This window comes from Bacillus sp. AK128, from assembly GCF_053903075.1.
Map to the genome: position 1 here is coordinate 1,178,809 of NZ_CP096379.1, position 22,466 is coordinate 1,201,274.

23 protein-coding genes are annotated in these 22,466 nt (G+C 36.6%); 12 read left to right on the forward strand and 11 right to left on the reverse strand.

Features of this window, described 5'->3' with window-relative positions; genetic code table 11:
- The first annotated feature begins 89 nt into the window (after nt 1-89).
- A complete protein-coding gene (locus M1D60_RS05560; RefSeq protein WP_456278188.1) occupies nt 90-842 on the forward strand; it encodes a YrrS family protein in 753 nt (250 codons plus the stop codon).
- A gap of 232 nt (nt 843-1,074) precedes the next feature.
- Nucleotides 1,075-3,318 (forward strand): DUF4084 domain-containing protein, encoded by a 2,244-nt coding sequence (locus M1D60_RS05565; protein ID WP_456278189.1) that lies wholly within the window; start codon nt 1,075-1,077, stop codon nt 3,316-3,318.
- Nucleotides 3,319-3,369: 51 nt separating this feature from the next.
- Here the strand turns inward: M1D60_RS05565 and M1D60_RS05570 are convergent, their stop codons facing one another.
- The gene (locus M1D60_RS05570) at nt 3,370-3,582 is read right to left on the reverse strand and encodes a YrzA family protein (RefSeq protein ID WP_456278190.1); all 213 of its coding nucleotides are present in this window, start codon (nt 3,580-3,582) and stop codon (nt 3,370-3,372) included.
- A 192-nt stretch (nt 3,583-3,774) separates the two neighbouring features.
- Between M1D60_RS05570 and M1D60_RS05575 the strand changes: the two genes are divergently transcribed.
- From M1D60_RS05575 to M1D60_RS05595, 5 genes are all read left to right on the forward strand, one after another.
- On the forward strand, nt 3,775-4,416 hold the full coding sequence (locus tag M1D60_RS05575; protein ID WP_456278191.1) for a class I SAM-dependent DNA methyltransferase: 642 nt from the start codon (nt 3,775-3,777) through the stop codon (nt 4,414-4,416).
- A gap of 17 nt (nt 4,417-4,433) precedes the next feature.
- The gene (gene mtnN / locus M1D60_RS05580) at nt 4,434-5,138 is read left to right on the forward strand and encodes a 5'-methylthioadenosine/S-adenosylhomocysteine nucleosidase (RefSeq protein WP_456278192.1); all 705 of its coding nucleotides are present in this window, start codon (nt 4,434-4,436) and stop codon (nt 5,136-5,138) included.
- 1 nt (nt 5,139) lies between these two features.
- Nucleotides 5,140-6,063 (forward strand): PLP-dependent cysteine synthase family protein, encoded by a 924-nt coding sequence (locus M1D60_RS05585; RefSeq protein WP_456278193.1) that lies wholly within the window; start codon nt 5,140-5,142, stop codon nt 6,061-6,063.
- A gap of 1 nt (nt 6,064) precedes the next feature.
- Complete coding sequence (locus M1D60_RS05590; RefSeq protein WP_456278194.1) at nt 6,065-7,198, forward strand: bifunctional cystathionine gamma-lyase/homocysteine desulfhydrase; 1,134 nt, start codon at nt 6,065-6,067, stop codon at nt 7,196-7,198.
- A 234-nt stretch (nt 7,199-7,432) separates the two neighbouring features.
- Nucleotides 7,433-7,669 carry a YrhC family protein gene (locus tag M1D60_RS05595; protein WP_456278195.1) on the forward strand — a complete coding sequence of 79 codons (237 nt, stop codon included), beginning with the start codon at nt 7,433-7,435 and terminating at the stop codon, nt 7,667-7,669.
- A 57-nt stretch (nt 7,670-7,726) separates the two neighbouring features.
- On the opposite strand, the gene M1D60_RS05600 is transcribed toward M1D60_RS05595, so the two are convergent.
- Together M1D60_RS05600 and M1D60_RS05605 are read right to left on the reverse strand one after the other, a co-directional pair.
- A complete protein-coding gene (locus M1D60_RS05600) occupies nt 7,727-8,425 on the reverse strand; it encodes an OmpA/MotB family protein (protein WP_456278196.1) in 699 nt (232 codons plus the stop codon).
- A gap of 8 nt (nt 8,426-8,433) precedes the next feature.
- Nucleotides 8,434-9,951 (reverse strand): hypothetical protein, encoded by a 1,518-nt coding sequence (locus M1D60_RS05605; protein WP_456278197.1) that lies wholly within the window; start codon nt 9,949-9,951, stop codon nt 8,434-8,436.
- 379 nt (nt 9,952-10,330) lie between these two features.
- On the opposite strand from M1D60_RS05605, the gene M1D60_RS05610 reads away from it, so the two are divergent.
- Together M1D60_RS05610 and M1D60_RS05615 are read left to right on the forward strand one after the other, a co-directional pair.
- Entirely contained in the window at nt 10,331-10,471 is a 141-nt protein-coding gene (locus M1D60_RS05610) for a YrzI family small protein (protein ID WP_456278198.1), read from the forward strand.
- A 131-nt stretch (nt 10,472-10,602) separates the two neighbouring features.
- Complete coding sequence (locus M1D60_RS05615; RefSeq protein WP_456278199.1) at nt 10,603-10,752, forward strand: hypothetical protein; 150 nt, start codon at nt 10,603-10,605, stop codon at nt 10,750-10,752.
- Between the two features lie 40 nt (nt 10,753-10,792).
- Here M1D60_RS05615 and sigK read toward each other — a convergent pair whose 3' ends face one another.
- Both sigK and M1D60_RS05625 read right to left on the reverse strand, forming a co-directional pair.
- Entirely contained in the window at nt 10,793-11,506 is a 714-nt protein-coding gene (gene sigK / locus M1D60_RS05620; protein ID WP_456278200.1) for an RNA polymerase sporulation sigma factor SigK, read from the reverse strand.
- A 191-nt stretch (nt 11,507-11,697) separates the two neighbouring features.
- Complete coding sequence (locus M1D60_RS05625) at nt 11,698-13,434, reverse strand: methyl-accepting chemotaxis protein (protein WP_456278201.1); 1,737 nt, start codon at nt 13,432-13,434, stop codon at nt 11,698-11,700.
- 201 nt (nt 13,435-13,635) lie between these two features.
- Between M1D60_RS05625 and M1D60_RS05630 the strand changes: the two genes are divergently transcribed.
- The 3 genes from M1D60_RS05630 (at nt 13,636) to M1D60_RS05640 (ending at nt 17,042) form a co-directional block, all read left to right on the forward strand.
- The gene (locus M1D60_RS05630) at nt 13,636-13,815 is read left to right on the forward strand and encodes a YjcZ family sporulation protein (RefSeq protein ID WP_456278202.1); all 180 of its coding nucleotides are present in this window, start codon (nt 13,636-13,638) and stop codon (nt 13,813-13,815) included.
- A gap of 127 nt (nt 13,816-13,942) precedes the next feature.
- Nucleotides 13,943-15,712: a M3 family oligoendopeptidase gene (locus tag M1D60_RS05635; RefSeq protein WP_456278203.1), complete on the forward strand. Its 1,770-nt coding sequence runs from the start codon at nt 13,943-13,945 to the stop codon at nt 15,710-15,712.
- A gap of 544 nt (nt 15,713-16,256) precedes the next feature.
- Nucleotides 16,257-17,042 carry a phosphatidylserine decarboxylase gene (locus M1D60_RS05640; RefSeq protein WP_456278204.1) on the forward strand — a complete coding sequence of 262 codons (786 nt, stop codon included), beginning with the start codon at nt 16,257-16,259 and terminating at the stop codon, nt 17,040-17,042.
- Between the two features lie 39 nt (nt 17,043-17,081).
- Here M1D60_RS05640 and mnhG read toward each other — a convergent pair whose 3' ends face one another.
- Genes mnhG through M1D60_RS05670 form a run of 6 tightly spaced genes read right to left on the reverse strand, consistent with a single transcriptional unit; the run spans nt 17,082 to nt 22,406 of the window.
- Nucleotides 17,082-17,471: a monovalent cation/H(+) antiporter subunit G gene (gene mnhG / locus M1D60_RS05645; RefSeq protein ID WP_456279357.1), complete on the reverse strand. Its 390-nt coding sequence runs from the start codon at nt 17,469-17,471 to the stop codon at nt 17,082-17,084.
- Nucleotides 17,452-17,760, reverse strand: a complete 309-nt coding sequence (locus tag M1D60_RS05650; RefSeq protein WP_456278205.1) for a Na(+)/H(+) antiporter subunit F1 — start codon at nt 17,758-17,760, stop codon at nt 17,452-17,454. Before M1D60_RS05650 ends, mnhG begins: the two co-directional genes overlap by 20 nt.
- The gene (locus tag M1D60_RS05655) at nt 17,760-18,236 is read right to left on the reverse strand and encodes a Na+/H+ antiporter subunit E (protein ID WP_456278206.1); all 477 of its coding nucleotides are present in this window, start codon (nt 18,234-18,236) and stop codon (nt 17,760-17,762) included. Before M1D60_RS05655 ends, M1D60_RS05650 begins: the two co-directional genes overlap by 1 nt.
- A gap of 5 nt (nt 18,237-18,241) precedes the next feature.
- Nucleotides 18,242-19,735 (reverse strand): Na+/H+ antiporter subunit D, encoded by a 1,494-nt coding sequence (locus M1D60_RS05660; protein WP_456278207.1) that lies wholly within the window; start codon nt 19,733-19,735, stop codon nt 18,242-18,244.
- The gene (locus tag M1D60_RS05665) at nt 19,728-20,066 is read right to left on the reverse strand and encodes a Na(+)/H(+) antiporter subunit C (RefSeq protein ID WP_456278208.1); all 339 of its coding nucleotides are present in this window, start codon (nt 20,064-20,066) and stop codon (nt 19,728-19,730) included. Before M1D60_RS05665 ends, M1D60_RS05660 begins: the two co-directional genes overlap by 8 nt.
- Nucleotides 20,067-22,406, reverse strand: coding sequence for a Na+/H+ antiporter subunit A (locus M1D60_RS05670; protein ID WP_456278209.1), 2,340 nt, complete (start codon nt 22,404-22,406; stop codon nt 20,067-20,069).
- Nucleotides 22,407-22,466 lie beyond the last annotated feature (60 nt).

The window sequence follows — 22,466 nt, forward strand, 5'->3', positions numbered from 1 at the left end:
AAAGCCTATAAAAAATAGTCCTTCATGAATAATCTGAAAAATGGTAAAATGAAAGTCGATGCTTTTATTATTACTAGGAGGACAAAAAGATGCGAGTTAAGCTTGAAGATTTGTATGAGGGACCTCGTTATGAAAAGAGAGCAAAGAATCGTAGATATAATAAACTATTAAACCTGTGTATAGCTCTAGTGCTCCTACTCATTCTCTTTTTTACATATCGACTTATCTTTGGTGGCAATGATGAGGCTACTACAAATGTAACGGAAGAATCTATGGTTAGTAATGAAGAATCATCAGCTGTAGTGGATGAAGAGGAAGAGTCGAGTGAAGCAACAGAGTCCACAGAAGAAGATCGTGCTGAAGAGACGGCGACAGAAAACACAGAAGATACTACAACTGAAGAAGAAAGTACGGAAGACAGCTCCACAGAAGGAACAACTACAGTTTTAGAAAATAGCGATGATCCAAATGTAAAAGAAACAGTCATAAAAGATAATTGGCAACCAGTAAGCACGACTCAGGCAGAACCACATGTAGCAACTTATGACTCAAAATCGGTGGATTGGCAGGAAATGAATAAAGCACTGCAGCAAGCTACCAATTTAAGTGAAGGTGAATACACACTTTGGCGTATTGGTAATGATGGAAGTGAGCATAGAGCTAAGGCAGTAGTCTCATCGAAGGATCAACTATCAGTATACCGCGTGTATATTGAATGGGTCACGAATGAAGGATGGAAGCCTTCTAAGCTAGAAATTCTTCATGAAGTACCTGCAGAATACAAAGGTGGAGGGTCTACTGAAGAGGAAAGCTCTACTGAGGATGAAGAATCTGCAGATTAATAGTTATAGGCAGGCGGGTATATAACCTCGCCTGTCTATTTTTATTTAGTGGTAGTTAAAAGAGACTGGTAGCAGAGATAGATTACATCTCTTGTAAAACAAATCACTTAAGCCCAAAAAACAGTATTTAAATTTTTTTAACCAAAATACAGGCGTCTATAAACCTTTAACGAAAGTAACCGATATAAGGCATAAACGCATCTATGTAAGTAAGAACTGTGAGGGGATTATCTTGAAAAATACAATCACCATTATTATATTCATCCTTCTCAGTTACATTGGCTGGATCTTATTGGTTACAGATGAATTATTGGTATCTATAGGTAGTAGCTGCTTTACTATGCTAGCTAGTTTGTTTAGTAGCTATTGGCTTTTTAAAGCACAGCAGCGAACTAAAGATAATAGTAAGTATTTTTGGGGCTTTTTACAATTTGGAGTATTTTCCACTTTAATTTCTAGCTTGATTTGGTTTTTTTCACAATTAAGCACGCATACGAGTCATTATCCTGCTACTTCCTATCTATTTTGGATGATTGGTTATTTGTTTTTTTTAGTTGCATTAATATATAAAACTAAATTAATTAGTGCTACTTCCCCTAATTATCCTTATTTATTTAATCTTATCGTATTTATGATTAGTGCAATCGCGATTAGTACGTATTTCTTGATTCATCCGGTGTTTTTAATTTCAACAAGCTCATTGGTTAATAGCATCACGATTGCTTATCAACTAGTAGACTTAAGTATTTTCTTTGTCATGATTAATTTATATTATCTATCTAAATTCAGTAAATCTAGAAATCTGTCTCGAATCATCATTGCCTGTTTCTCATTACAAATCCTGGCTGATTCTATTTACGCCTATCAGTCCCTTCATGGCATCAACCAATTCGGTGGACTAAGTGATGTGATTTGGCTGTTAAGTTTATTATTAGTTGGGCTTTCTGCTAAATATTCTTTACTTGATCAGCCAAAATCTCAGAATAAAACCATTAAATATACTAGCAAGGATACCTTTTTTCCTTATATAAGTGTGCTGGTCTTGCTACTTTTATTAATTTACAGCTATCAATGGAAATTTAACGCATTAAGTATTGGCTTTTGTATAATCTTTTTAATGATTATGGTACGGCTTCAATTGATATTGAAAAAGAATGAGCGATTATTAGATGAGTACCGTTTTCTAGCCTATCATGATCCTTTAACAGGCTTAAATAACCGAAGTAGTTTTATCGAGCACTTGCGTGAAATGATGAGAATTCCTGGAACTAAACAGAAATCAATAGGTCTATTATTAATAGATTTGGATGGCTTTAAAAATGTCAACGATTCTTTAGGTCATTATATTGGTGATTTATTACTAAAGGAAAGTGCAGAACGACTTAAAAGTCTAAAAAATACAAGGAAGAAAGTATACCGCTTAGGTGGCGATGAATTCGTTGTCATTGTCCCTAATACATCGAGGCATGAAGTGGAGGAGATTGCCGAAGAAATACTGAAGCTCTTTTTAACCTCCTTCACGATAAATAATCATGAACTATATATATCTCCTAGTATTGGAGTTAGTCTATACCCTCAGCATGGTGTTGATGTGGAGACATTATATAAAGGTGCCGATCTGGCTATGTATCAAGTTAAGGCTAATGGAAAGAACGATTATCATTTTTATGATGCAGAACTAAATGAAAAGATTGTCCGTAAAATGATGATAGAATCAGAAATTAAGAAAGCTCTTGAAAAAAATCAATTTGAACTTTACTACCAGCCTAAATATAAATTGAAAAATAAGGCTATTGTAGGAATGGAGGCTTTACTGCGGTGGAGTCATCCAGAGCTCGGTCATATTTCACCTTTTGAATTTATACCAATTGCAGAGGAAACAGGCTGTATAGATGAAATAGGGGAGTGGGTGCTTAGAACAGCATGCAGGCAAAATAAAGCATGGCAGGATCAAGGTTTACCATCGATATGTGTATCCGTTAATGCTTCAGTACGACAATTCGAATGTAGTAATTTTGTTGGGATGGTTAAAAATATCCTTAACGAAACAAAACTTGAACCCTACTATTTAGAAATTGAAATCACTGAAAGTATCATGCAAAATACCGAGGAATCAAAAAGAGTATTGAATGGTTTGCGAGATTTAGGTGTGAAATCTGCAATTGATGACTTTGGAACAGGTTATTCGTCTCTACATGTCTTAAAGGATCTCCCTATTGATACCATAAAAATTGATAAAACCTTTATTGATGATGTGGATGATTTTAAGCATAGATCTGTTGTGAAATCAATTATTGATATAGGAATGAATCTTAATCTAACTGTTGTAGCTGAAGGAATTGAACTAGAACAACAGGTCCAAACATTAATTGATTTTCAATGTGAATTGGGACAAGGATATCTTTTTTCAAAACCAGTTTCTGCCAAACAATTTGAAGAAATATTAACAAGCCATAAATTAATTGAATATAGATAAAAAGAGGATCTCATGCTTATGCATGGATCCTCTTTTACTTTGTATAGAAACTTACTTATGTTTATTTTTAAAGTGTACGACGGCACTATAGTATGGTTGCCCAGTTTTTGGATCGAGTACAATTTGATGTGATACATGGTGAACGGCTAGTAAAATAGCTCGGTTATGATCTATTTTTTCTTGAATCTTTTTTTCTAATGTATGTAAGCTTGTAGCTTCGAAGAACTCCACTTTATCTTCAATTTGCTCTAAAGAAAAATGCATATAAAAGAACCTCCTTAATTGTCCTAATCCGTATAAACCTCTTTTATATCATACATTAATGATAAGCCTAAAGCCTGATATTATCAAAACAAATTGATTGATGTAAAAAGCGAATTATGATAAATTGATAGCAATTAAAAAAATTAATCATAGTATACAGATAGGAATTATTATAATTGGAGAGTGAGCAGAATGGGAAGAGAATTCCTAGAATTATTTGAAGACTGGGCAGACCATTATGATGACTCAGTTGGCGGTCATGACCAAGAATATAAAGAAGTATTTAGAAATTATGAACAAATTTTAAATACAGTGGTGGAGAAGTCTGTAGGAACGGTCTTGGAATTTGGAGTTGGAACGGGTAATCTTACCAATAAATATATACAAAAGGGCTTCTCTATTTACGGTGTGGAGCCATCTGAACCGATGAGAAGCTTAGCGTTGGAGAAGCTTCCGGATACGATTTTAATCAATGATGGAGATTTTTTAGACTTTCAATGGCCTGAACAAAAGGTTAATACCATTGTTAGTACGTACGCTTTTCACCACTTAACTGATGAAGAAAAAGAACTAGCAATTGCTAAGTATGGAAACTACCTCCAAAAAGGTGATAAAATAGTGTTTGCGGACACAGCCTTTGAATCAAGAGAGGCCTACGTGGAAATAGTAGAAAAGTCTAAAGAGCAAGGATTTCATAACTTAGCAGAGGATTTATTAAGAGAGTATTATACAACGCTAGAGGTTTTGGAGAAGCTATTTATAGATAATGGTTTTTCGGTTACTTTCTCCCGTTGTAATGAATTTGTGTGGGTTATGGAGGCCGTGAAACAGTAGAAAGCGAGGATATATGAATGAAGGTAGCAATCATCGGAGCAATGGAAGAAGAGGTACAAATTTTACGAGACAAACTTGAGAATCGTACAGAGGAAGTAATCGCTAATAGTGAGTTTACAGTAGGAAAGCTTAACGGTACTGACGTGATCCTTTTAAAATCTGGAATTGGTAAAGTAAATGCAGCTATGAGCACAACGATTTTACTTCAGCAGTTTAAACCAGATTACGTCATTAATACGGGATCTGCAGGTGGATTTTTACAATCATTAAACGTAGGGGATGTTGTCATATCAGATGAAGTTCGTCACCATGATGTAGATGTTACAGCATTTGGTTATGAATATGGTCAGGTTCCTGGACTACCAGCAGCGTTTAAAGCAGAGCAATTGCTGATTGATGCTGCTGTTAAAGCCGTACATGAGCTTGCTGATGTTCAGGTAGTACAGGGAACGATTGCAACAGGTGACTCGTTTATGAATGATCCAGTAAGAGTCGATTATGTAAGATCTAAGCTGCCAACTCTATCTGCAGTTGAAATGGAAGCTGCAGCTGTTGCTCAAGTTTGTCATCAGTTCGGTGTACCATTCGTGGTAATTCGTGCATTATCAGATATTGCTGGAAAAGAATCAAATGTTTCTTTTGATCAGTTCCTACACAAGGCTGCTCTTCATTCATCAGAGCTTGTCATTTCCATGATCCATCAGTTAAAGGGAGATCGTTAACATGAAGGTGTATAAAAGCGTTCATGAGTTAATTGGGCAGACACCGATTGTTGAATTGTCTAACTTTGAGTTACCTGAAGGCGTAAGACTGTTTGCTAAGCTAGAATTTTATAATCCCGGTGGTAGTATAAAGGACCGACTAGGGATGGAGCTTTTACAAGAGGCACTTGAAAGTGGCAAGGTTAAAGAAGGCGGTACTATAATTGAGCCAACTGCAGGGAACACGGGAATTGGCCTAGCACTTGCTGCCATAGGTAAAAATGTAAGGGTTATGTTCTGTGTACCTGAAAAATTTAGTATAGAGAAACAAGAATTAATGAAGGCTCTTGGAGCTGAAGTTGTTCATACACCTACTGCTGAAGGGATGAAAGGTGCGATAAAAAAAGCGCAGGAGCTGTTGGAAGAAATCCCTGGATCTTATTGCCCACAGCAATTTGGTAATCCAGCTAATCCAAATACGTATTATAAAACATTAGGGCCAGAGCTTTGGGATCAGCTAGATGGCAACATTGATGTCTTTGTTGCAGGAGCTGGGACCGGTGGAACCTTCATGGGGACAGCGAGGTATCTTAAGGAGCAAAATGCTAATGTTAAAACTGTGATTGTTGAGCCAGAGGGATCCATCTTAAATGGTGGCGAATCTGGGCCTCATAAAACAGAAGGAATTGGGATGGAGTTCCTACCAGGATATATGGAGTCCTCTTATTTTGACAGCATCCATACCGTAACAGATATAGACGCATTTAATCTCGTAAAAGAACTTGCTAGTAAAGAAGGTTTGTTAGTAGGTAGCTCTTCAGGCGCTGCTTTACATGCTGCTCTATTAGAAGCAAAGCAAGCCAAACCTGGAACCAATATTGTCACGATTTTTCCAGATAGCAGTGAACGTTACTTAAGTAAGAAGATCTATCAAGGAGGGATATAGAATGAGAAGAAAAACAAAATTAATACACGGTGGAATTTCAGGAGATCCTCATACTGGAGCGGTTTCTGTACCGATCTATCAAGTAAGCACGTATAAGCAAGAAGCCGTTGGCAAGTTTAACGGGTTCGAATATTCAAGAACAGGAAACCCTACTCGTCATGCACTAGAGGAGCTAATTAAGGATTTAGAAAATGGTGAAGCAGGTTTTGCCTTTGGTTCTGGTATGGCTGCTATTACAGCAGTGGTTATGCTATTTAATAGTGGTGATCATATTGTTTTAACAGATGACGTTTATGGTGGTACGTACCGCGTTATGTCGAAAGTTTTAAATCGTTTTGGTATTGAAACAACTTTTGTTGACACAAGTAATCTTGCAACGGTTGAGGCTGCAATCCAACCAAACACAAAAGCAATTTTCATTGAAACACCGACAAACCCATTATTAAAAATTACTGATATTGAAGCAGCGAGTCAGCTTGCTAAAAAGCACAACTTATTGACAATTGTTGATAACACGTTTAGCACACCATATTGGCAAAATCCAATTACTCAAGGTGCTGATATCGTTCTTCATAGTGCGACTAAGTATCTAGGCGGCCATAGTGATGTGGTAGCTGGACTTGTTGTAGTTAATAGTAAGAAGCTTGCAGAGGATCTACATTTTGTTCAGAACTCAACTGGTGGAGTATTAGGACCACAGGATTCATGGTTACTAATGAGAGGAATCAAAACACTTGGAATTCGCATGGAAGAAACAGAGCAGAACACGAAGAAGCTAGTTGACTTCCTGCAAAGCCATCCTGTAGTTGAAAAGGTTTATTACCCTGGATTAGAAACTCATCCAAATCATGATATTGCGAAAAAGCAAGCAGGTGGATTTGGTGGAATGATCTCCTTTGATGTTGGTAGCGGAGAAAAGGCAGATGAGCTGCTTTCTAAGTTAAAGTATTTCACTTTAGCTGAAAGCCTTGGTGCTGTCGAGAGCTTAATTTCAGTACCAGCTCGAATGACACATGCGTCTATTCCGGTAGAACGCCGTGCTGAGCTTGGAATTACAGAAGGGCTTGTAAGAATTTCCGTAGGACTTGAGGATGTTGAGGATTTAATTGAGGACCTACAGCGTGGATTAGCTTAAATAATAGGGTCAGAGTCTTCCTTTTTAGGAGGGCTCTTTTTTATGAGGAGAAAAAGTTATAGCGGTGGTTGATGAACGCCCGGACCGTGTCAAAATGCCAGCAAAAGGTCGTTCATACGCATGATGAACCACCAAACTTACACAACCAAACGATTGGATTAATTTACATCCAATCTAGCCCTTTTTTCTATGATAAAATAGGTTACAAGATTCATAGAAAAGAGGAAACTAACTGTGAATACTCATGTAAAAGCAATCCAAGAAAAGATTACTGATTTTAATCGTTACGGGATGGTGCTACTAGCTGTAAGTGTGTTCTTGTTTATTGGTGTGTTAATCCCGACTGAAGGTAAGGAATCACTTCAAACTTCTGTGATGATGGTCTCGACTGTTCTCTTTTTAGGAGCATCCTTTTTCTCTTTTAAACGAGCAGTTTCATATAAAAAACAATTAAGTGAACTTGAGGAATAGACTATATAAAAAATAAAAAAGACTAATTAGGGATATGATCCTAATTAGTCTTTTTTATCATTCCTTTTGAAGTACAGCATTCAAAGATTCCTGCCATTTCTGATCATCTAAAATAATTTGAAATGAAATTCTCCGGTTCTTCCTTAGGTCTTCTTCAGAATTCCCCTCGACAATAGGTTTAAATTCAGAATAGCCTGTAGCTGCTAAATACTGGGCATATTCATTTGTAGCAAGCTTTGGGTTTGCTTCCAGTAAATATTTAACAACGGATACTGCCCTCTCCGTTGATAAGGTCCAATTATCAAACGGAACGGAATCGGTATGTCCTTCAATCAAAATAATGTATAAATATTCCTTCAGCTCTGGATCCTCTAGCATCGTTAAAATTCCATCACTTAATGAGGCTAACACATTCTTCCCTTCCTCACTAACAGCAGAGCTACCTGTATCAAATAAAATATCTCCCTCAATCGAAATTGTGTTATTGGGTCCTCTTGTGATCTTATCTTTTCCAACGTTTTCTTCGAGACGTTGCTCTATTAGATCAGATATCTGTTTCTTTATATCTACGGTTTGTTCAAGCTCCTGTTTAATTTCTGCTTGGTCATACGCCGTATAGATGGCCTGCACAAAGGCAATGATTGCGATAAATAGAATAACAAGTACAATCATCGACATCATATCTGTAAAGGAGGGCCAATAATAATCCTGTTGTTCCTCATCAGTCATAAGTGATCTGCCTCTTTGTCTACTCATCTTGGCACCTACTCATTGATCCTTGTTGGAATTTGGTTTCGTCTTGGACCATTTGAAATATACTGCTGTTGTTCAACCATTCGTAGCAGAACCTGATAGACCTCTGTTAAATACTGTTGAATTTGATTTAAATCATATGTCGATCGCTCACTCATCATTTCAATTGCTCGAACGAGTTCTCGATTTTCATTATTCATTGACTGACCTCTGGAACGTGACTGTTCCATTTTGGCATCCATCAAATCACGGCGTAATCTCTCAACAACCTCGTTCCAAGCTTTTTCTAAATGATGAACAGAGGAAGCAAAGTCTTGTGCCGCATGATTGTATTGAGAATACTTATCTTGAAAAGCATAGGTCATTTCTTCCTGTTTCTGATAGAGTCTTCGTTCCATTTCCTCCTGCTTATCATAAGCACGACTCATTTGATCTTCTAGTCCCTTTAAAAAGAGCTGGCTAATTTCAGCGGTTTTAGTAGAGGAATCCTTTAACAGCTGATCAGAGCGTTGAAGCATTTGCTCAAAACGCCTTTGTCCTGTTTCTTGTTTATCAATAGAACCTTGAAGTTGCTTTTCCAGCCCTTTAACTGCTTTTGAAAGTGTATCAAGCTCTGAATCAATCCCAGACCTTACCCCCTGTAATGAAGTAATGGATGTGGAAAGCTCCGTACTAAATACATTCAATCTATCTGCGGTTAGAGCAAAGGTTTCGGTTGCCTTTTCTTGTTGCTTCAGCATATCCCTAACCTGACCTGTTACTTGTTTTAGCTCATCTGTTAAAACGACCATCTTATCCCCAAATGCATGAACAGAAGTTTCAAATGCTTCTTGAACCTTTTCAGAAAAACGATCAAGAATCTTTTCCATCAGGTCCTTAGGCTTATCATTTTGTATTTTGCTCGCAATGGAATGGTCTAATAGACTTTCTGCTTCTGCAAGAATACTTGCCTTATAGTAGCTAATGGAGGTTCCTCCCGATAAAAATCCAGTTTGAAATAAGTTCAATAGTAACGAACTCCCTATTCCGGCAATACTCGTAATGAACGCTAAGCTCATTCCCTGAAAAGGTAGGGCAATTGCTGAAACAATACTATTCATGGTGACATCACTAGTTGGTGAGCTAATAGTTGCTAAAATTTCTTGCATTGAGAACATGGCAATGGTTAAACCGATAAATGTCCCTAGAATACCACAAATAATCGTGGTCATTGGTAATAGCTGTTGTAGCTTTAATACATTCCCAACAGGTGATGATAAAAAACCAAATAAGCGAATTCGCTCTTTTAAGAAATGCTTTTCGACTAAAGAAATCGTATTGATAGGTTCATGCTGTAATTGTTTATAATTCTGATATTCCTTCACTATGTTATTAATCCATCCAACAGATGATGTGGTTAATTGATTTTGATCAAGTTTCTCTAATTCACTTTGCCAGTTTCTGAAGGTAAAAATGATTTGAAAATGACATACAACGCCAAATAAAGTAATGAATCCAATCACTAGTAAGATAATCGTAGATGTTTCCATGGATGTCCCCCCTTACATAATAGGTATGGGAAAACCGTGGTGGATTTGCCTATTTTTGTCCAAAAAAAATTTTTATTTGAAAAGTGGTTTACAGAATTGGTAATTTTGGATATAATTACCACTGTAATCAAAATTAACCAAAAGGAGGTCGAATGAAATGTTATATATCGTATTAGGCTCAGTATCTTCATCAAAATATAATAATAGCTATTCGGCCATATCTGGAACGGTTAAGACGAACTAATAATGTCTACTACTCCACAGGGACGAATAGTCTCCTGTGGATTTTTTATGCCTTTTTAGAGCCACAGGACATACCTGTGGCTTTTTTGTGCCTAAAAGTAGACATTAAGTATCAAGTAATAAGGGAGGTGGTCATATGACGTTTAACATATTGTTTTTTTGCATAACGATTAACAAACGAAATTATTCAGAACAAGAAATTTTTCGAGAACAAAAGATGAACAAGATTTCAAATGAGATGCAAGCACATCGAAATAGCTTCAGACACTTGCAGTAATAGATACAAAATAAAAACAAGGAGGTAGTTAGGATGATTAAGAGTAAAAAGAATGTGATTGTCATTTGGTTATGTGTGGAGAAGGATTCCACCTAACAAAGCTCAAAGTTTAAAAATAGGAGGAATAAAACATGGTACCCTTTCATTTATTTTTGTTTTCCTTATTTGTTAAGAAAACAAACAAGGAAATGACCACTCAGGATTATCAAAATAGTCTGTTCGCGAACAAGCTTCGTGAAACGTCTAAAGATATTCGTTATACAATGAAACATTTTATGTAAATAAAATGGCCCCGTGTGAACGGGGCCATTACTTATATTGCTATGATCTACGACGCTCTTTTTCTGCTCGATAAAACTCATGAAACATCTTCATTAAAGCTCGCTTTTCAATACGAGAGACATAGCTTCTTGATATACCTAGCTCTTTGGCAATTTCTCTTTGGGTTTTTTCCTTTTGTAGATCAAGTCCAAAACGACCAGTAATGACTTCTCTTTCTCGTTCATCCAATATATCAATGTATTCCTTAATTTTTTCTAACTCCATATTTAATTGAATCAATTCAATAATATCCTCTGATTCAGATTTCAAGACGTCTATTAATGAAATTTCATTTCCTTCTTTATCTTGACCGATCGGATCATGAAGTGAGACATCCTTTTTTGTTTTTTTGAGTGCACGAAGATGCATCAAAATTTCATTTTCTATACAACGTGCAGCGTAGGTAGCTAACTTTGTACCTTTACCTTGTGAATAGCTTTCAATCGCTTTAATAAGCCCAATCGTACCAATTGAAATTAAATCCTCAGCATCTTCTCCGGTATTTTCAAATTTCTTCACAATATGAGCCACTAGTCTCAAATTATGCTCGATGAGAAGATTTCTAGCCTCATCATCTCCCTCGGCCATTAGATTTAAATATTTTTGCTCCTCACTTGAAGATAAAGGCTGAGGAAATGCATTGTTCTTAACATATGAGACGAATAATACTAGCTCTTTAACAAAGAATCCGAGTGCAGCTAATAAGCCCGCCATTTCCATTCACCTCCAAAAGGTATGTAGGCATGTGCCTATCTTATACCTATGTACCAATGAGCTTGTTTGTGTCTGTACATGAAAAAAAGGACGAGAATAAGTTGTCAGACTTTTAGAAAAGAAAAGTCTGACATTCTGTCCTTTTGTGTACATAGTAAGCTATAAGAGATGGAAATCGCGAAAAAAATTTTTTATTGAACCTTAAACTTTTTGGTCACACTTGATAAAGAGTTTGCAAGGTTTGTTAACTTAATTCCGATTTCATGTGTCGTTTCCATTTGGTGCATTTGATTATCACTCGTGAAAAGCATTTTTTCAGTGCTAGCCAATGTTTCCTGAGATACTGAAGCAGCATTAACTGTTGCTTGTTCTAGTTGAGGTAATCCTTTTTGTAAGTCTTGCAATACACCCTCCATGTCAAATAATTTAATGTTTACAACATCAATTTCTCTCAACAATTCATCAAACGAATGTCTTGAATCACTTGCGATGGAAAGATTATTCTTTATTTTGCCCAGCATTTGTGTAAATTCAGTAGTAGCTTGAAGGGTGATTCCTTCCATGTTATGTATGGAGTGTACAATCTCTTCAGTAGCAGCTGCTGATTGATCTGCAAGTTTACGTACTTCATTTGCAACAACAGCAAATCCTTTGCCAGCCTCACCAGCTCGAGCAGCCTCAATGGTGGCGTTTAAAGCAAGTAACTTTGTTTGGTCTGCTATACCTTTTATTAAATCAACTAAATTAGAAATCGATGCAGAATTGTTATTAACTTCATGAATGGTAGAGGCCATGTGATCAAAATCAGATTCATAGCTCAGAATGGTCTTAATGAGCTCACTAATTTTTGTGTTTCCTTGTTTTGCAGATTCATTCATATCATTAGAACTATTAGAAATAGCATCCATATTGGATATCAGCACTTCAATCATTTCTTTCATCGTATGAAAGTCACTTACACTGTCTTCAGAGCTACTTGCTGTTTGTTCTGCTCCGGCTTTTACAATCTTGATGGATTCAATCAATTGTCGGCTACTAGAAAGTGTATCTTCAGACGAGTTACTTAGTTCTACTCCGGTCTTCTCTAACTGCATAGTCGTTTCATCCAGTTCGTAAATGACTGAACGCATTTGATCCATCATCATCTGAAAACTTTTTTCCAAAGAAAGTAGCTCAGGTATAGTGGTTTGGATTGAGACAGAATGATTTAAATGACCGCTCCTAATTTCACGCATACTCTTCTGTAAACTAGTTAACGGGTTTGTAAAACTGCGTACAAACAAGAAAATGATAACCGTGGATACTAGTATGCTGACGATAATCGTGATGAGGATCACAAGTGCCATTTCATTTATTGGTTTCAAATAAGATTGGATAGGAACAATTAAAACGTAATGTCCATTTACTTCGTCCATTTGCTGAACAGCTATAGAGTAACTTTGATCCTTAATCATCGTATTAAAAACACCATTATTAACTTGTATAATTTCTTCAATAAGGACAGGAGAAAAAGTCAATGAATGATACTCACTTATATTGAAAGGAGTTACTTCACTTTCAGAAATATAAAAGGCATCAGACTTTATATCATCCTTTTTTAGTTGATCTTGTTGTGTACGAATGGCAATTTCTAATTGCTGTTTAAAGTATGCATCATCACTGACATATAGAAATTTTAGATTCTCTGCCATGTAAGACATAATTTCTGCTTCTCGGTTCAATCTATCCTCAATCGACTTTATGGTGGTTTCCTTCGCCTGTAGGTAGGAGCTGATGCCCACAGTTGTTACTGAGAGAACTACTAGGAGAATAAATAAAAATAATAGCCTATTTCGTAAACTAAACCTAGCCAATATTTTAGTAAATATTGGAGGGGAGTGTTCACTTTTGCTAGTTGACTCGTTCTTTCTTACTCTTATTAATCTCATGATGAACCTTCTTTCGCAAAAATTTACTACCTTCATAATATGACAAATTACAACAAACGAATGTAAAGTTTTTGTTAATATTTCCTAGTCTTATATAAAAAATGATATATAGAATAAGGAAAACTACACGAATGTCCTATACACATTTTCACTAGTTACATAACCTATAATATAAGTATTGAAATAAGGAGTGGAAACAAGATGTCTTACTACGGATATACACCTTATCCAGTTTATCCTGCATATGGTTATCCTTGTTATTCAGCTGGTTCCTACGGTGGTGGAGGTTTCGGCTGGGGCTATGCGTTAATTGTCGTTTTGCTAATTTTGTTAATTGTCCTAGGCGGAGGGTATTACTATAATAATTACTACCGTAGATAAAGCTTATGCTCCTTGGGCATAGGCTTTTGTCTTATTCAAGCTATTTGAAAATTGAGAATGGAATAGAAATTTCTTAGATATTTCGGTATACTAAATATATAGTTTGCCAAAAGGGGGATTTAATTAGATGAGTACATATTCATTAACATGGGATTTAGAAAAGTTTTTTAAAGGTGGTAGTGATTCACCAGAATTTAAAGCATATATTGAAGATTTAGCTAGCAATCTTGAACAGCTTAATACTCAATTAGATACAGTAAAAGAAGTAAATGAGTTGCCAGAAATTATTACATCCATCCAGCAAGTAATGAAGCAGGTTAGAGAAGCTAGTGCATTTATTTCTTGTTTACAGGCTCAGGATGTTTCGGATAAAAAAGCAGGTGAATTACGAGGGAAAACGACGGATTTATCGGCAACGTTTCAAGCGGCATTAGGGAAGTTTGATCAATTCCTATTATCAGTAGACGAGAGTGTATGGGATGAATTTATTAGTCGAGAAGAGGTGCAATCGCTACGATTTGTATTAGAAGAGAGAAAAGAACGTGCAGCTGAAAAGCTAGATACTAATCAAGAAGCTCTAATATTAGGTCTTGGTGTGGATGGATATCATGGCTGGTCTCAAATGTATGATACGATCACTGGCAAGATGACCATTCCGTTTGAAGAGAATGGAGAAATTAAGCAGCTATCGATTGGACAAGCCGCTAATAAATCTTCAGATCCTAATCGTTCTGTTAGAAAAGCGATTCATGAGAGCTGGGAGAAGACTTGGGAGGAAAATGGAGACCTCTTATCACAAACCTTGAACCACCTAGCAGGTTTCCGTTTAACTACCTACAAAAATAGAGGCTGGGAAGAAACACTAAAAGAACCTTTATTTATTAATAGAATGCAGAAGGAAACATTAGACACAATGTGGAGTGTGATTGAAAAGTATAAGCCTGTGTTTGCAGAATATCTAGGGAAAAAGGCATCCTTGCTAGGTGTGGATAAATTAAGCTGGTATGATTTAGATGCACCAATAGCATCTTCTACAAGCACGGTTTCTTACCAAGAAGGAGCAGAATTTATATTAGAAAATTTTGCGAAATTTGGGCCTAAGATGGCTGAGTTCTCAAAAAATGCGTTTGAAAATAACTGGATTGAAGCTGAGGATCGCAGTGGAAAAAGACCAGGAGGATTCTGTACAAGTTTTCCTGAAAAAGAGGAATCTCGAATCTTTATGACGTATTCTGGTACAGCTTCAAACATCTCTACACTTGCTCATGAGCTAGGGCATGCTTTCCATCAGCATGTGATGAATGATTTAGAACCATTAAATCAACGCTATGCAATGAATGTGGCAGAAACAGCGTCAACCTTCGCAGAGATGATTGTAGCAGATGCTGCTGTAAAGAGTGCAAAGTCAGAGGAAGAGAAGCTGGCACTACTAGAGGACAAGGTTCAGAGAAGCGTAGCCTTATATATGAACATTCATGCTAGATTTTTATTTGAAACCTCCTTCTATGAAGAAAGAAAACAGGGTATGGTGAGTCAATCTAGATTAAATGAACTGATGGAAAATGCACAAAAAACGTCATACCTTGATTCATTAGATACGTATCATCCAACATTCTGGGCGTCGAAGCTACATTTCCATATTACGGGGGTACCATTCTATAACTTCCCATACACATTCGGTTATTTATTCTCTTTAGGAATCTATGCGAAGGCTCTTGAAGAGGGGCAAGGTTTTGAAGAGAAGTATATTGCATTATTAAGAGATACCGGAAGAATGACAGTTGAGGATTTAGCACAAAAGCATTTAGGTGTTGATTTAACAAAGCCTGATTTCTGGGAAAAAGCAATTCTTCTTTCTGTACAAGATGTACATGATTTCTTAGAAATGACTAAATAATAGTTGAGCAGAAAGACTGGAACATAAGTATTTCTGCCAGTGATAAGCCCGAACCAGTAGGTGATACTTAGATGTATTTTTCACCTACTAGTTCGGGTCTTTATTTGTTAGCTTCAATTAAGGTGTTGATTTTGCATACTATATTTATTAACCTAGTGGAATGGAGCGTAAGGCACTCGACTCCTGCGGGAGGTAGAGGAAAGGCTGAGACCCCGCAGGCGTAGCCGAGGAGTAGGTTTTTTCACGCTAGTGAAAATAACCTTCTTACCCAACCCGCGGAAAGCGAGTGTCTGAAGCGCAATGGAACAACCTGGTTCTTCTAGCTGAACTAGTTAGCAAGTAACAAAGTAAACGAAAACAGTTATATTTGATAGGGAGACTAATTTATAGATTATTCATCTTAAATATTAGTGTATAAGGTTTTGTCTCAGCCTCTTTCTTCTACGTACCGAGATTTGTATAATTGTGATTGTCTATCTTTCATTGTATGATGGAGATTAATAACTACTGAAAAGTTCTTTACAAAGCAGCAGGAGGAAAGAAATTGATTAAATTTTTCTATCGTTCTCTTATTGAATTAACGAATCAGCCACTTGTATCTAAATGGTTAGAACGACTAACACGTTCAACATTTAGTAGAGTATTCATTCCGTCTTTTTCTCGCGTCTATCGCCTAAACCAAGAGGAAATGGAGAAGCCACTCTCAGAATACAAGACACTTCATGATCTATTTACGCGAAGGCTGAAGCCAACTTCCAGAATAATTGACCAAGATCCGTATACAGTCATAAGTCCTGTCGATGCAGTCCTGGCAGAAATGGGATCCATTTCTAATGAACAAACCTTTATTGTAAAGGACAAAAGCTATTCGATTGCTGAGATGCTTGGCAAAGATGAACTCGTTACAAAATACATAAATGGAACATTTGCTATTCTGTACTTAAGTCCGAGCCATTATCATCGAATTCATGCCCCGATTACAGGCCAGATTCTAGATTCCTGGTCATTAGGAACCTCTTCATACCCAGTTAATAAATGGGGCATTAAATACGGGAAGAGTCCTTTTACGAAAAATTATCGTGTCATAACTGAAATAATGAGTAACAGTAAACATATAGCGATGATTAAAGTAGGGGCGATGTTTGTTAACGGAATTGATTTAACCTATGAAGGGGAATCAATTAGCAAAGGAGAGGAATTGGCGTATTTCTCTTTTGGTTCAACGATTGTATTACTTTTTGAGAAGGAAAGCTTTACTCCCATAAACAGTATAAAAGCTGGAATGGAAATAAAGGTAGGACAAGTACTAGGTGACTTAAAGACAGAATGAAGGCCAACACAATATGTGCTGGCCTTTTTCAATGTTCCGTTATTCCTGTTTTTCTTTTGCAAGTTTTTTTTCTAATCGGTCTAATTCTGCTAGCTCATTCTGTACACTTTTCTCCCAAAGTGGTACCCCGCTATTATAGGCAGCTCTCGCAATCATATGTCCACTAACTGGAAGAGTAAGTAGGACAAAGATGATCCCTAAGATTAAGGAACTACTCAATTCTCCTTCTGCATATAGGAAATAGAGGAAGGTCCCTAATAAGATACTTGCAATTCCAAGTGTAGCGCCTTTAGAAGCGGCGTGTGAGCGTGTATAGACATCTGGTAGACGTATTAAGCCAATTGACGTAGAAAGGATAAAAAATGTTCCAAATAAAAGCAAAAAGCTAATAATTAATGCTAGGAAAGGGTTAAGACTTATCTCGGTCATAATCAATAATCACACCCTTTTCAATAAATTTAGCAATTGCTATGGTTCCTATAAAAGCGAGAATCCCGATTAGCAGGATTACTTCATTAAAAAATGTGGTTCTTAGTTTAATAGCAACTAAAGCAGCTAGAGCTATTAAGATGATCCCTATACTATCAAGTGCAATTGCACGATCAGGATTAGTAGGTCCCTTTATTGCTCGATAAAGCGATAATAAAATTGCAATGGAAACAGTAACTAAAGAAATAATAACTGACCAATGAAGGATTGTATGTGCAATACTTTCCATTACCTAGTCACCTCCATGATCGCAACCTCAAACGTCTCCTTAATCGAACGGATGGTTTCATCCTTATCACGAATATCCATAGCATGGATAAAGATTGTTTGATTGTCATTAGAAACTGTCATCGACAAGGTTCCTGGTGTTAATGTAATTAAATTTGCTAATAAGGTTATTTCCCAATTAGAGCGAAGTACTGTGGGAAGTGCAATAATCCCCGGGCGAATATCAAGACTAGGTCGATAGACGACCTTAACCACCTCTAAATTTGATAAAATTAACTCTTTAATAAAGAGTAGTATAAGTCTGATAATGGCTCTAACCTTTTTAAAATAAAAGGTGCCAGGAATAAACCTTCTAAAGATAAATAAAAGAATAGCCCCAACTAAAAAACCAAGAAAGAAATATCCAAAGGTAAATGTCTCTAAAAGAAACATCCATATAATTGCAATAAGTATATTCAATATAAGCTGAAAAGCCATAGCACCTACTCCTTCAAGACATTCTCAATATAATAGGAAGGACTCGCGAGTGTATCCCCGATATATTGGATATAAGGATAAACTGATTCTGCACCGACTCCAAGGATAACAGAAAAAGCTAATAAAAAGATAATCGGTGCAAGATAACCTGCTGTGGAAATCGTAGGCTTCGCTTTTTCTTCTTCTCTTTCTTCCCCCCAGAATACACCAATAAAAATTCTTATGACAGACAGCAAAATCAACAGGCTAAGAAGGAGTGCGATGATTAGCGCAATATAATTCCCTGTCTCAAAGCCACCTCTGACTAGCAGGTATTTACCAATGAATCCACTAAATGGTGGGATCCCTGCTAGTACTAATGTTGAAAGGAAAAACGTCCAGCCTAATACGGGGTATCGATTAATGAGTCCCCCCATTTTCCTTATATCACTAGTACCTGTAATAGCAATTATGGTTCCTACAAGTAAAAAGAGTGCGCCTTTTATAATCATATCATGAATTAAATAATAGATAGCCCCTGCTAGTGAGGTAACACTGTATACACCAATACCTATTAAGATAAAGCCTACAGCTGGAATGATGTTATAAGCAACAATCAGCTTGATATCATATGTAGATAGAGCACCTGCTACACCAAATAGGATGGTTAATACACCAAGAATAATAAATAGCTGATGTGTGAAATCTGCTTGATGTCCAAATATAAGGGTAAAAGTCCTTAGTATTGAGTAAATACCAACCTTTGTTAAAAGAGCACCGAATAAGGTAGACACAACAGGATTTGGTACCGCATAGGACTTTGGTAACCAAAAGTATAAAGGAAAGATTGCCCCTTTCGTAGCAAATACAACAAAGAGCATAATACCAATACCTGTTAAAATCCCAGATTGTCCGACTTCACCTACACGAACAGCTAGCTGAGCCATATTAACGGTTCCTACAACTGAATATAAAAATGCTACAGTTGTTACAAACAATACAGAAGAAAATACATTAATTAGAACATATTTTATGGACTCTCTAAATTGCTCTTTACGTCCTCCAAGTATAATCAGGGCGTAAGATGCCATTAGTAGAACTTCAAAGAAAACAAAGAGGTTAAATAGGTCCCCAGTTAAGAATGCCCCTGACACCCCAGCGATTAAAAAGTGAAAAAACGTATAGTAATAATACTTTTGTTCCTGTGGTTTAATCGTCTTAAAGCCATAAAATGCTGCTGCTATCGCAATTAAGCTAGTTGTAGTGACTAACAATAATGCAAGTTCATCCGCAACAATGACAATTCCATACGGTGCAGACCAATCCCCAGATTCTAAAACGATCGGTCCGTTTTGAAGCACATATATGAGTAGGCTAAATGACAAGATTGATTGGCCTATGACGACAATCCCAGTCAGCCATTTCGTCAGTTTTGGCTGCTTGTTTAAAAAAGCTGAGAGAATCGCTGCAATAATGGGTAGTAAAATAGGTAAGATCGCTAAGTTTGTTAAATTACTCATGGTCTGTACCTCTTAATTCCTCTAGATTATCTGTCTTATTTGTCCTAAATGTTTTGTAAGCTAACACAAGCAAAAAGGACGTTACACCAAAGCTGATTACAATTGATGTTAAAATAAGAGCTTGTGGAAGTGGATCTCTATACATCTCGACCCCTTCCTTTAAAATCGGTGGTGCTCCTTCAGGAAAACCACCCATTGTTAAAATAAATAGATGTGCACCATGAGATAGTAACCCAGTGCCAATGATGATTCTTAGTAATTGCTTTTGAAGCAATAGATAAATACCGCATGTAAAAAGGATTCCAGAGAGAATCGACATAATGATTTCCATTTATTCCAAGTCTCCCTTCCTGTTGTATTTAATCATAGCAAGTATACCGAGAGCGGCAATACCAAGCACGGCAATCTCAAGCATTGTATCAAGTCCTCTCATATCCACGAGAATGACGTTTACAACGTTGTTTCCGCCACCAAGCGTATACGAGGTTTCAAGAAAGTATTCAGAGATGGAATCAAACCATTTTGAACTATGAGATGCAATCCCTATAAATGTAACTAATAAACCGAATGCTACCGATATAACTAAGTTAATCGTCTTATTACCGGTTGTTTCTTTTTCACGCTTAAGCTCTGGTAAGTGATAGAAACAAAGTAGAAATAGGGCTACGGATACGGTCTCTACACTTAACTGTGTTAAAGCCAAATCTGGTGCTGAATAGAATACAAACAGTAATGATAAGCCGTAGCCAACTACACCTAGGAGTAAGATGGCAGCTACTCTGTTTGAAATAAAGATAATAGATATAGCCGCAGTCATCATGGTAATGGCGACTAAAAACTCTGGTAGAGAGAACGGTGTATTAATCCCGTCAAAAGCAAATCCATTTGTTTGATACATCGTATACAATCCAACCACCGCAATAAATGCGACGATAATTCTAAAATAGGTTCTAAGAGACCCTGTCATATAAAAATTCGTTAACTTTGTTGATCCCTGGAAAAGAGAATTGACTATGTAATCATATGTTTTAGTCATACTCCATCTACCTGGTAAACGATCATACACATGTAACCATTTATCTTTTGTGATATACAGAAGAGAGCCTATAAACAGAACACCTAAAGACATAAATAATGGTGCATTGAAAAATCCATGCCAGAAATAAATATGGGTATGGGGAACCTCTCCCATTACTGCTGTAACAGCTGGCGTTAATAGATATTCATTAAACGGTCCTGGAAATAAGGCAATACCGATAATCAGGATTACTAGAATCAACGGTGATACTAACATCCCAAATGGAGGGTCATGTGGCTTTCTTTCAAGCTTAGATAGCTTTAACTCGCCAGTAAATGTTTTAAAGTATAGAACCATTGAATACACAAATGTAAAAATACTACCTATAACAGCGATAAACGGAAAGAAGGGAGCTACCATTTGATAAATAGAGCCACTTTCTAAACGTAAGTCAACCGCTGCATCAAAGAACATCTCCTTACTTAGAAACCCGTTAAGAATAGGTAAAGGAATTCCTGCCATCGAGAATACACCAAAAATAGCTAGAGTAGCCGTAATAGGCATTAATGTGAATAATCCACCAAGCCTTCTAATATCTCTCGTACCAGTTTCATGATCGACAATACCTGCGACCATAAATAAACTTCCCTTAAAGGTTGCGTGGTTTAAAATATGAAAAATAGCCGCAAACACAGCAATACCTGTTCCAAAGCCGAGCATTGCCATAATCATTCCAAGCTGACTGATTGTGGAATAAGCTAATATTCCTTTTAAGTCTGTTTGCTTTACAGCCATATAGGAGCCCCAACAAAGTGTTAGAAGTCCAAAGCCAGAAACGATCAAGAAGAATTCATCGGTTCCAGCAAATATTAGTGATAATCTTGCTACTAAGTAGATCCCAGCTTTAACCATGGTCGCTGAGTGCAAGTAAGCACTAACTGGAGTAGGTGCTTCCATCGCATCAGGCAACCAAGTATGAAATGGAAATTGTGCTGACTTTGAGAATGCCCCTAATAAGACTAATAATAAAATTGGTAAGAAATATGGACTATTAGTAATGATTTCGGCATGCTGAATTAATCCACGAATACTGCTAGTACCAACCTCGATTGACATCCAAATTAAACCAGCAAGCATACTTAATCCACCAAAAACGGTGATCAGCATTGATTTTTGTGCACCATATCGTGACTTTTCCCGGTGGTTCCAAAATCCAATTAATAAAAATGAAGATAAGCTTGTAAACTCCCAAAACATATAAAAAACAAATAAGTTATCTGAGAATACCACACCCAACATCGCGGACATAAACATTAATAGGTACACATAAAAGCTACCTAGTTTTTCAGTCTTATGTAGATAATAAATCGAATAAAAAACAACTAAAGAACCAATACCAGAAATGAGTAGACCAAACAAGATGCTTAAACCATCTACATATAAGTCATAATTAATCCCCAGTGAGGGCATCCAATTTAGTTGTAATAACAATGGTTTATGTATAACTGACGGAATTAAGGAAACTAAATAAATAAATATAAATAGCGGTACAACTAGGACAAACCAACCTGTGTGGACACTCTTTAATTTCTTATAGAGGATTGGTGCAAGTATAGCTATTAATAGCGGGGCAATAATAAGAAAGTGAAGCATTTTCTGAAATCCTCCTTTTTCTATAATGTCAGAGTATCGTAACTCCTCTTCTCGTCTTGG

Bases quoted from the DNA above. Each gene is read 5' to 3' on its own strand.
- M1D60_RS05560 (WP_456278188.1), top strand. From the start codon at position 90: ATGCGAGTTAAGCTTGAAGATTTGTATGAGGGACCTCGTTATGAAAAG.
- M1D60_RS05570 (WP_456278190.1), bottom strand. From the start codon at position 3,582: ATGCATTTTTCTTTAGAGCAAATTGAAGATAAAGTGGAGTTCTTCGAA.
- M1D60_RS05575 (WP_456278191.1), top strand. From the start codon at position 3,775: ATGGGAAGAGAATTCCTAGAATTATTTGAAGACTGGGCAGACCATTAT.
- mtnN (WP_456278192.1), top strand. From the start codon at position 4,434: ATGAAGGTAGCAATCATCGGAGCAATGGAAGAAGAGGTACAAATTTTA.
- M1D60_RS05585 (WP_456278193.1), top strand. From the start codon at position 5,140: ATGAAGGTGTATAAAAGCGTTCATGAGTTAATTGGGCAGACACCGATT.
- M1D60_RS05590 (WP_456278194.1), top strand. From the start codon at position 6,065: ATGAGAAGAAAAACAAAATTAATACACGGTGGAATTTCAGGAGATCCT.
- M1D60_RS05600 (WP_456278196.1), bottom strand. From the start codon at position 8,425: ATGAGTAGACAAAGAGGCAGATCACTTATGACTGATGAGGAACAACAG.
- M1D60_RS05605 (WP_456278197.1), bottom strand. From the start codon at position 9,951: ATGGAAACATCTACGATTATCTTACTAGTGATTGGATTCATTACTTTA.
- M1D60_RS05610 (WP_456278198.1), top strand. From the start codon at position 10,331: ATGACGTTTAACATATTGTTTTTTTGCATAACGATTAACAAACGAAAT.
- M1D60_RS05615 (WP_456278199.1), top strand. From the start codon at position 10,603: ATGGTACCCTTTCATTTATTTTTGTTTTCCTTATTTGTTAAGAAAACA.
- sigK (WP_456278200.1), bottom strand. From the start codon at position 11,506: ATGGCGGGCTTATTAGCTGCACTCGGATTCTTTGTTAAAGAGCTAGTA.
- M1D60_RS05625 (WP_456278201.1), bottom strand. From the start codon at position 13,434: ATGAGATTAATAAGAGTAAGAAAGAACGAGTCAACTAGCAAAAGTGAA.
- M1D60_RS05630 (WP_456278202.1), top strand. From the start codon at position 13,636: ATGTCTTACTACGGATATACACCTTATCCAGTTTATCCTGCATATGGT.
- M1D60_RS05635 (WP_456278203.1), top strand. From the start codon at position 13,943: ATGAGTACATATTCATTAACATGGGATTTAGAAAAGTTTTTTAAAGGT.
- mnhG (WP_456279357.1), bottom strand. From the start codon at position 17,471: ATGACCGAGATAAGTCTTAACCCTTTCCTAGCATTAATTATTAGCTTT.
- M1D60_RS05650 (WP_456278205.1), bottom strand. From the start codon at position 17,760: ATGGAAAGTATTGCACATACAATCCTTCATTGGTCAGTTATTATTTCT.
- M1D60_RS05655 (WP_456278206.1), bottom strand. From the start codon at position 18,236: ATGGCTTTTCAGCTTATATTGAATATACTTATTGCAATTATATGGATG.
- M1D60_RS05660 (WP_456278207.1), bottom strand. From the start codon at position 19,735: ATGAGTAATTTAACAAACTTAGCGATCTTACCTATTTTACTACCCATT.
- M1D60_RS05665 (WP_456278208.1), bottom strand. From the start codon at position 20,066: ATGGAAATCATTATGTCGATTCTCTCTGGAATCCTTTTTACATGCGGT.
- M1D60_RS05670 (WP_456278209.1), bottom strand. From the start codon at position 22,406: ATGCTTCACTTTCTTATTATTGCCCCGCTATTAATAGCTATACTTGCA.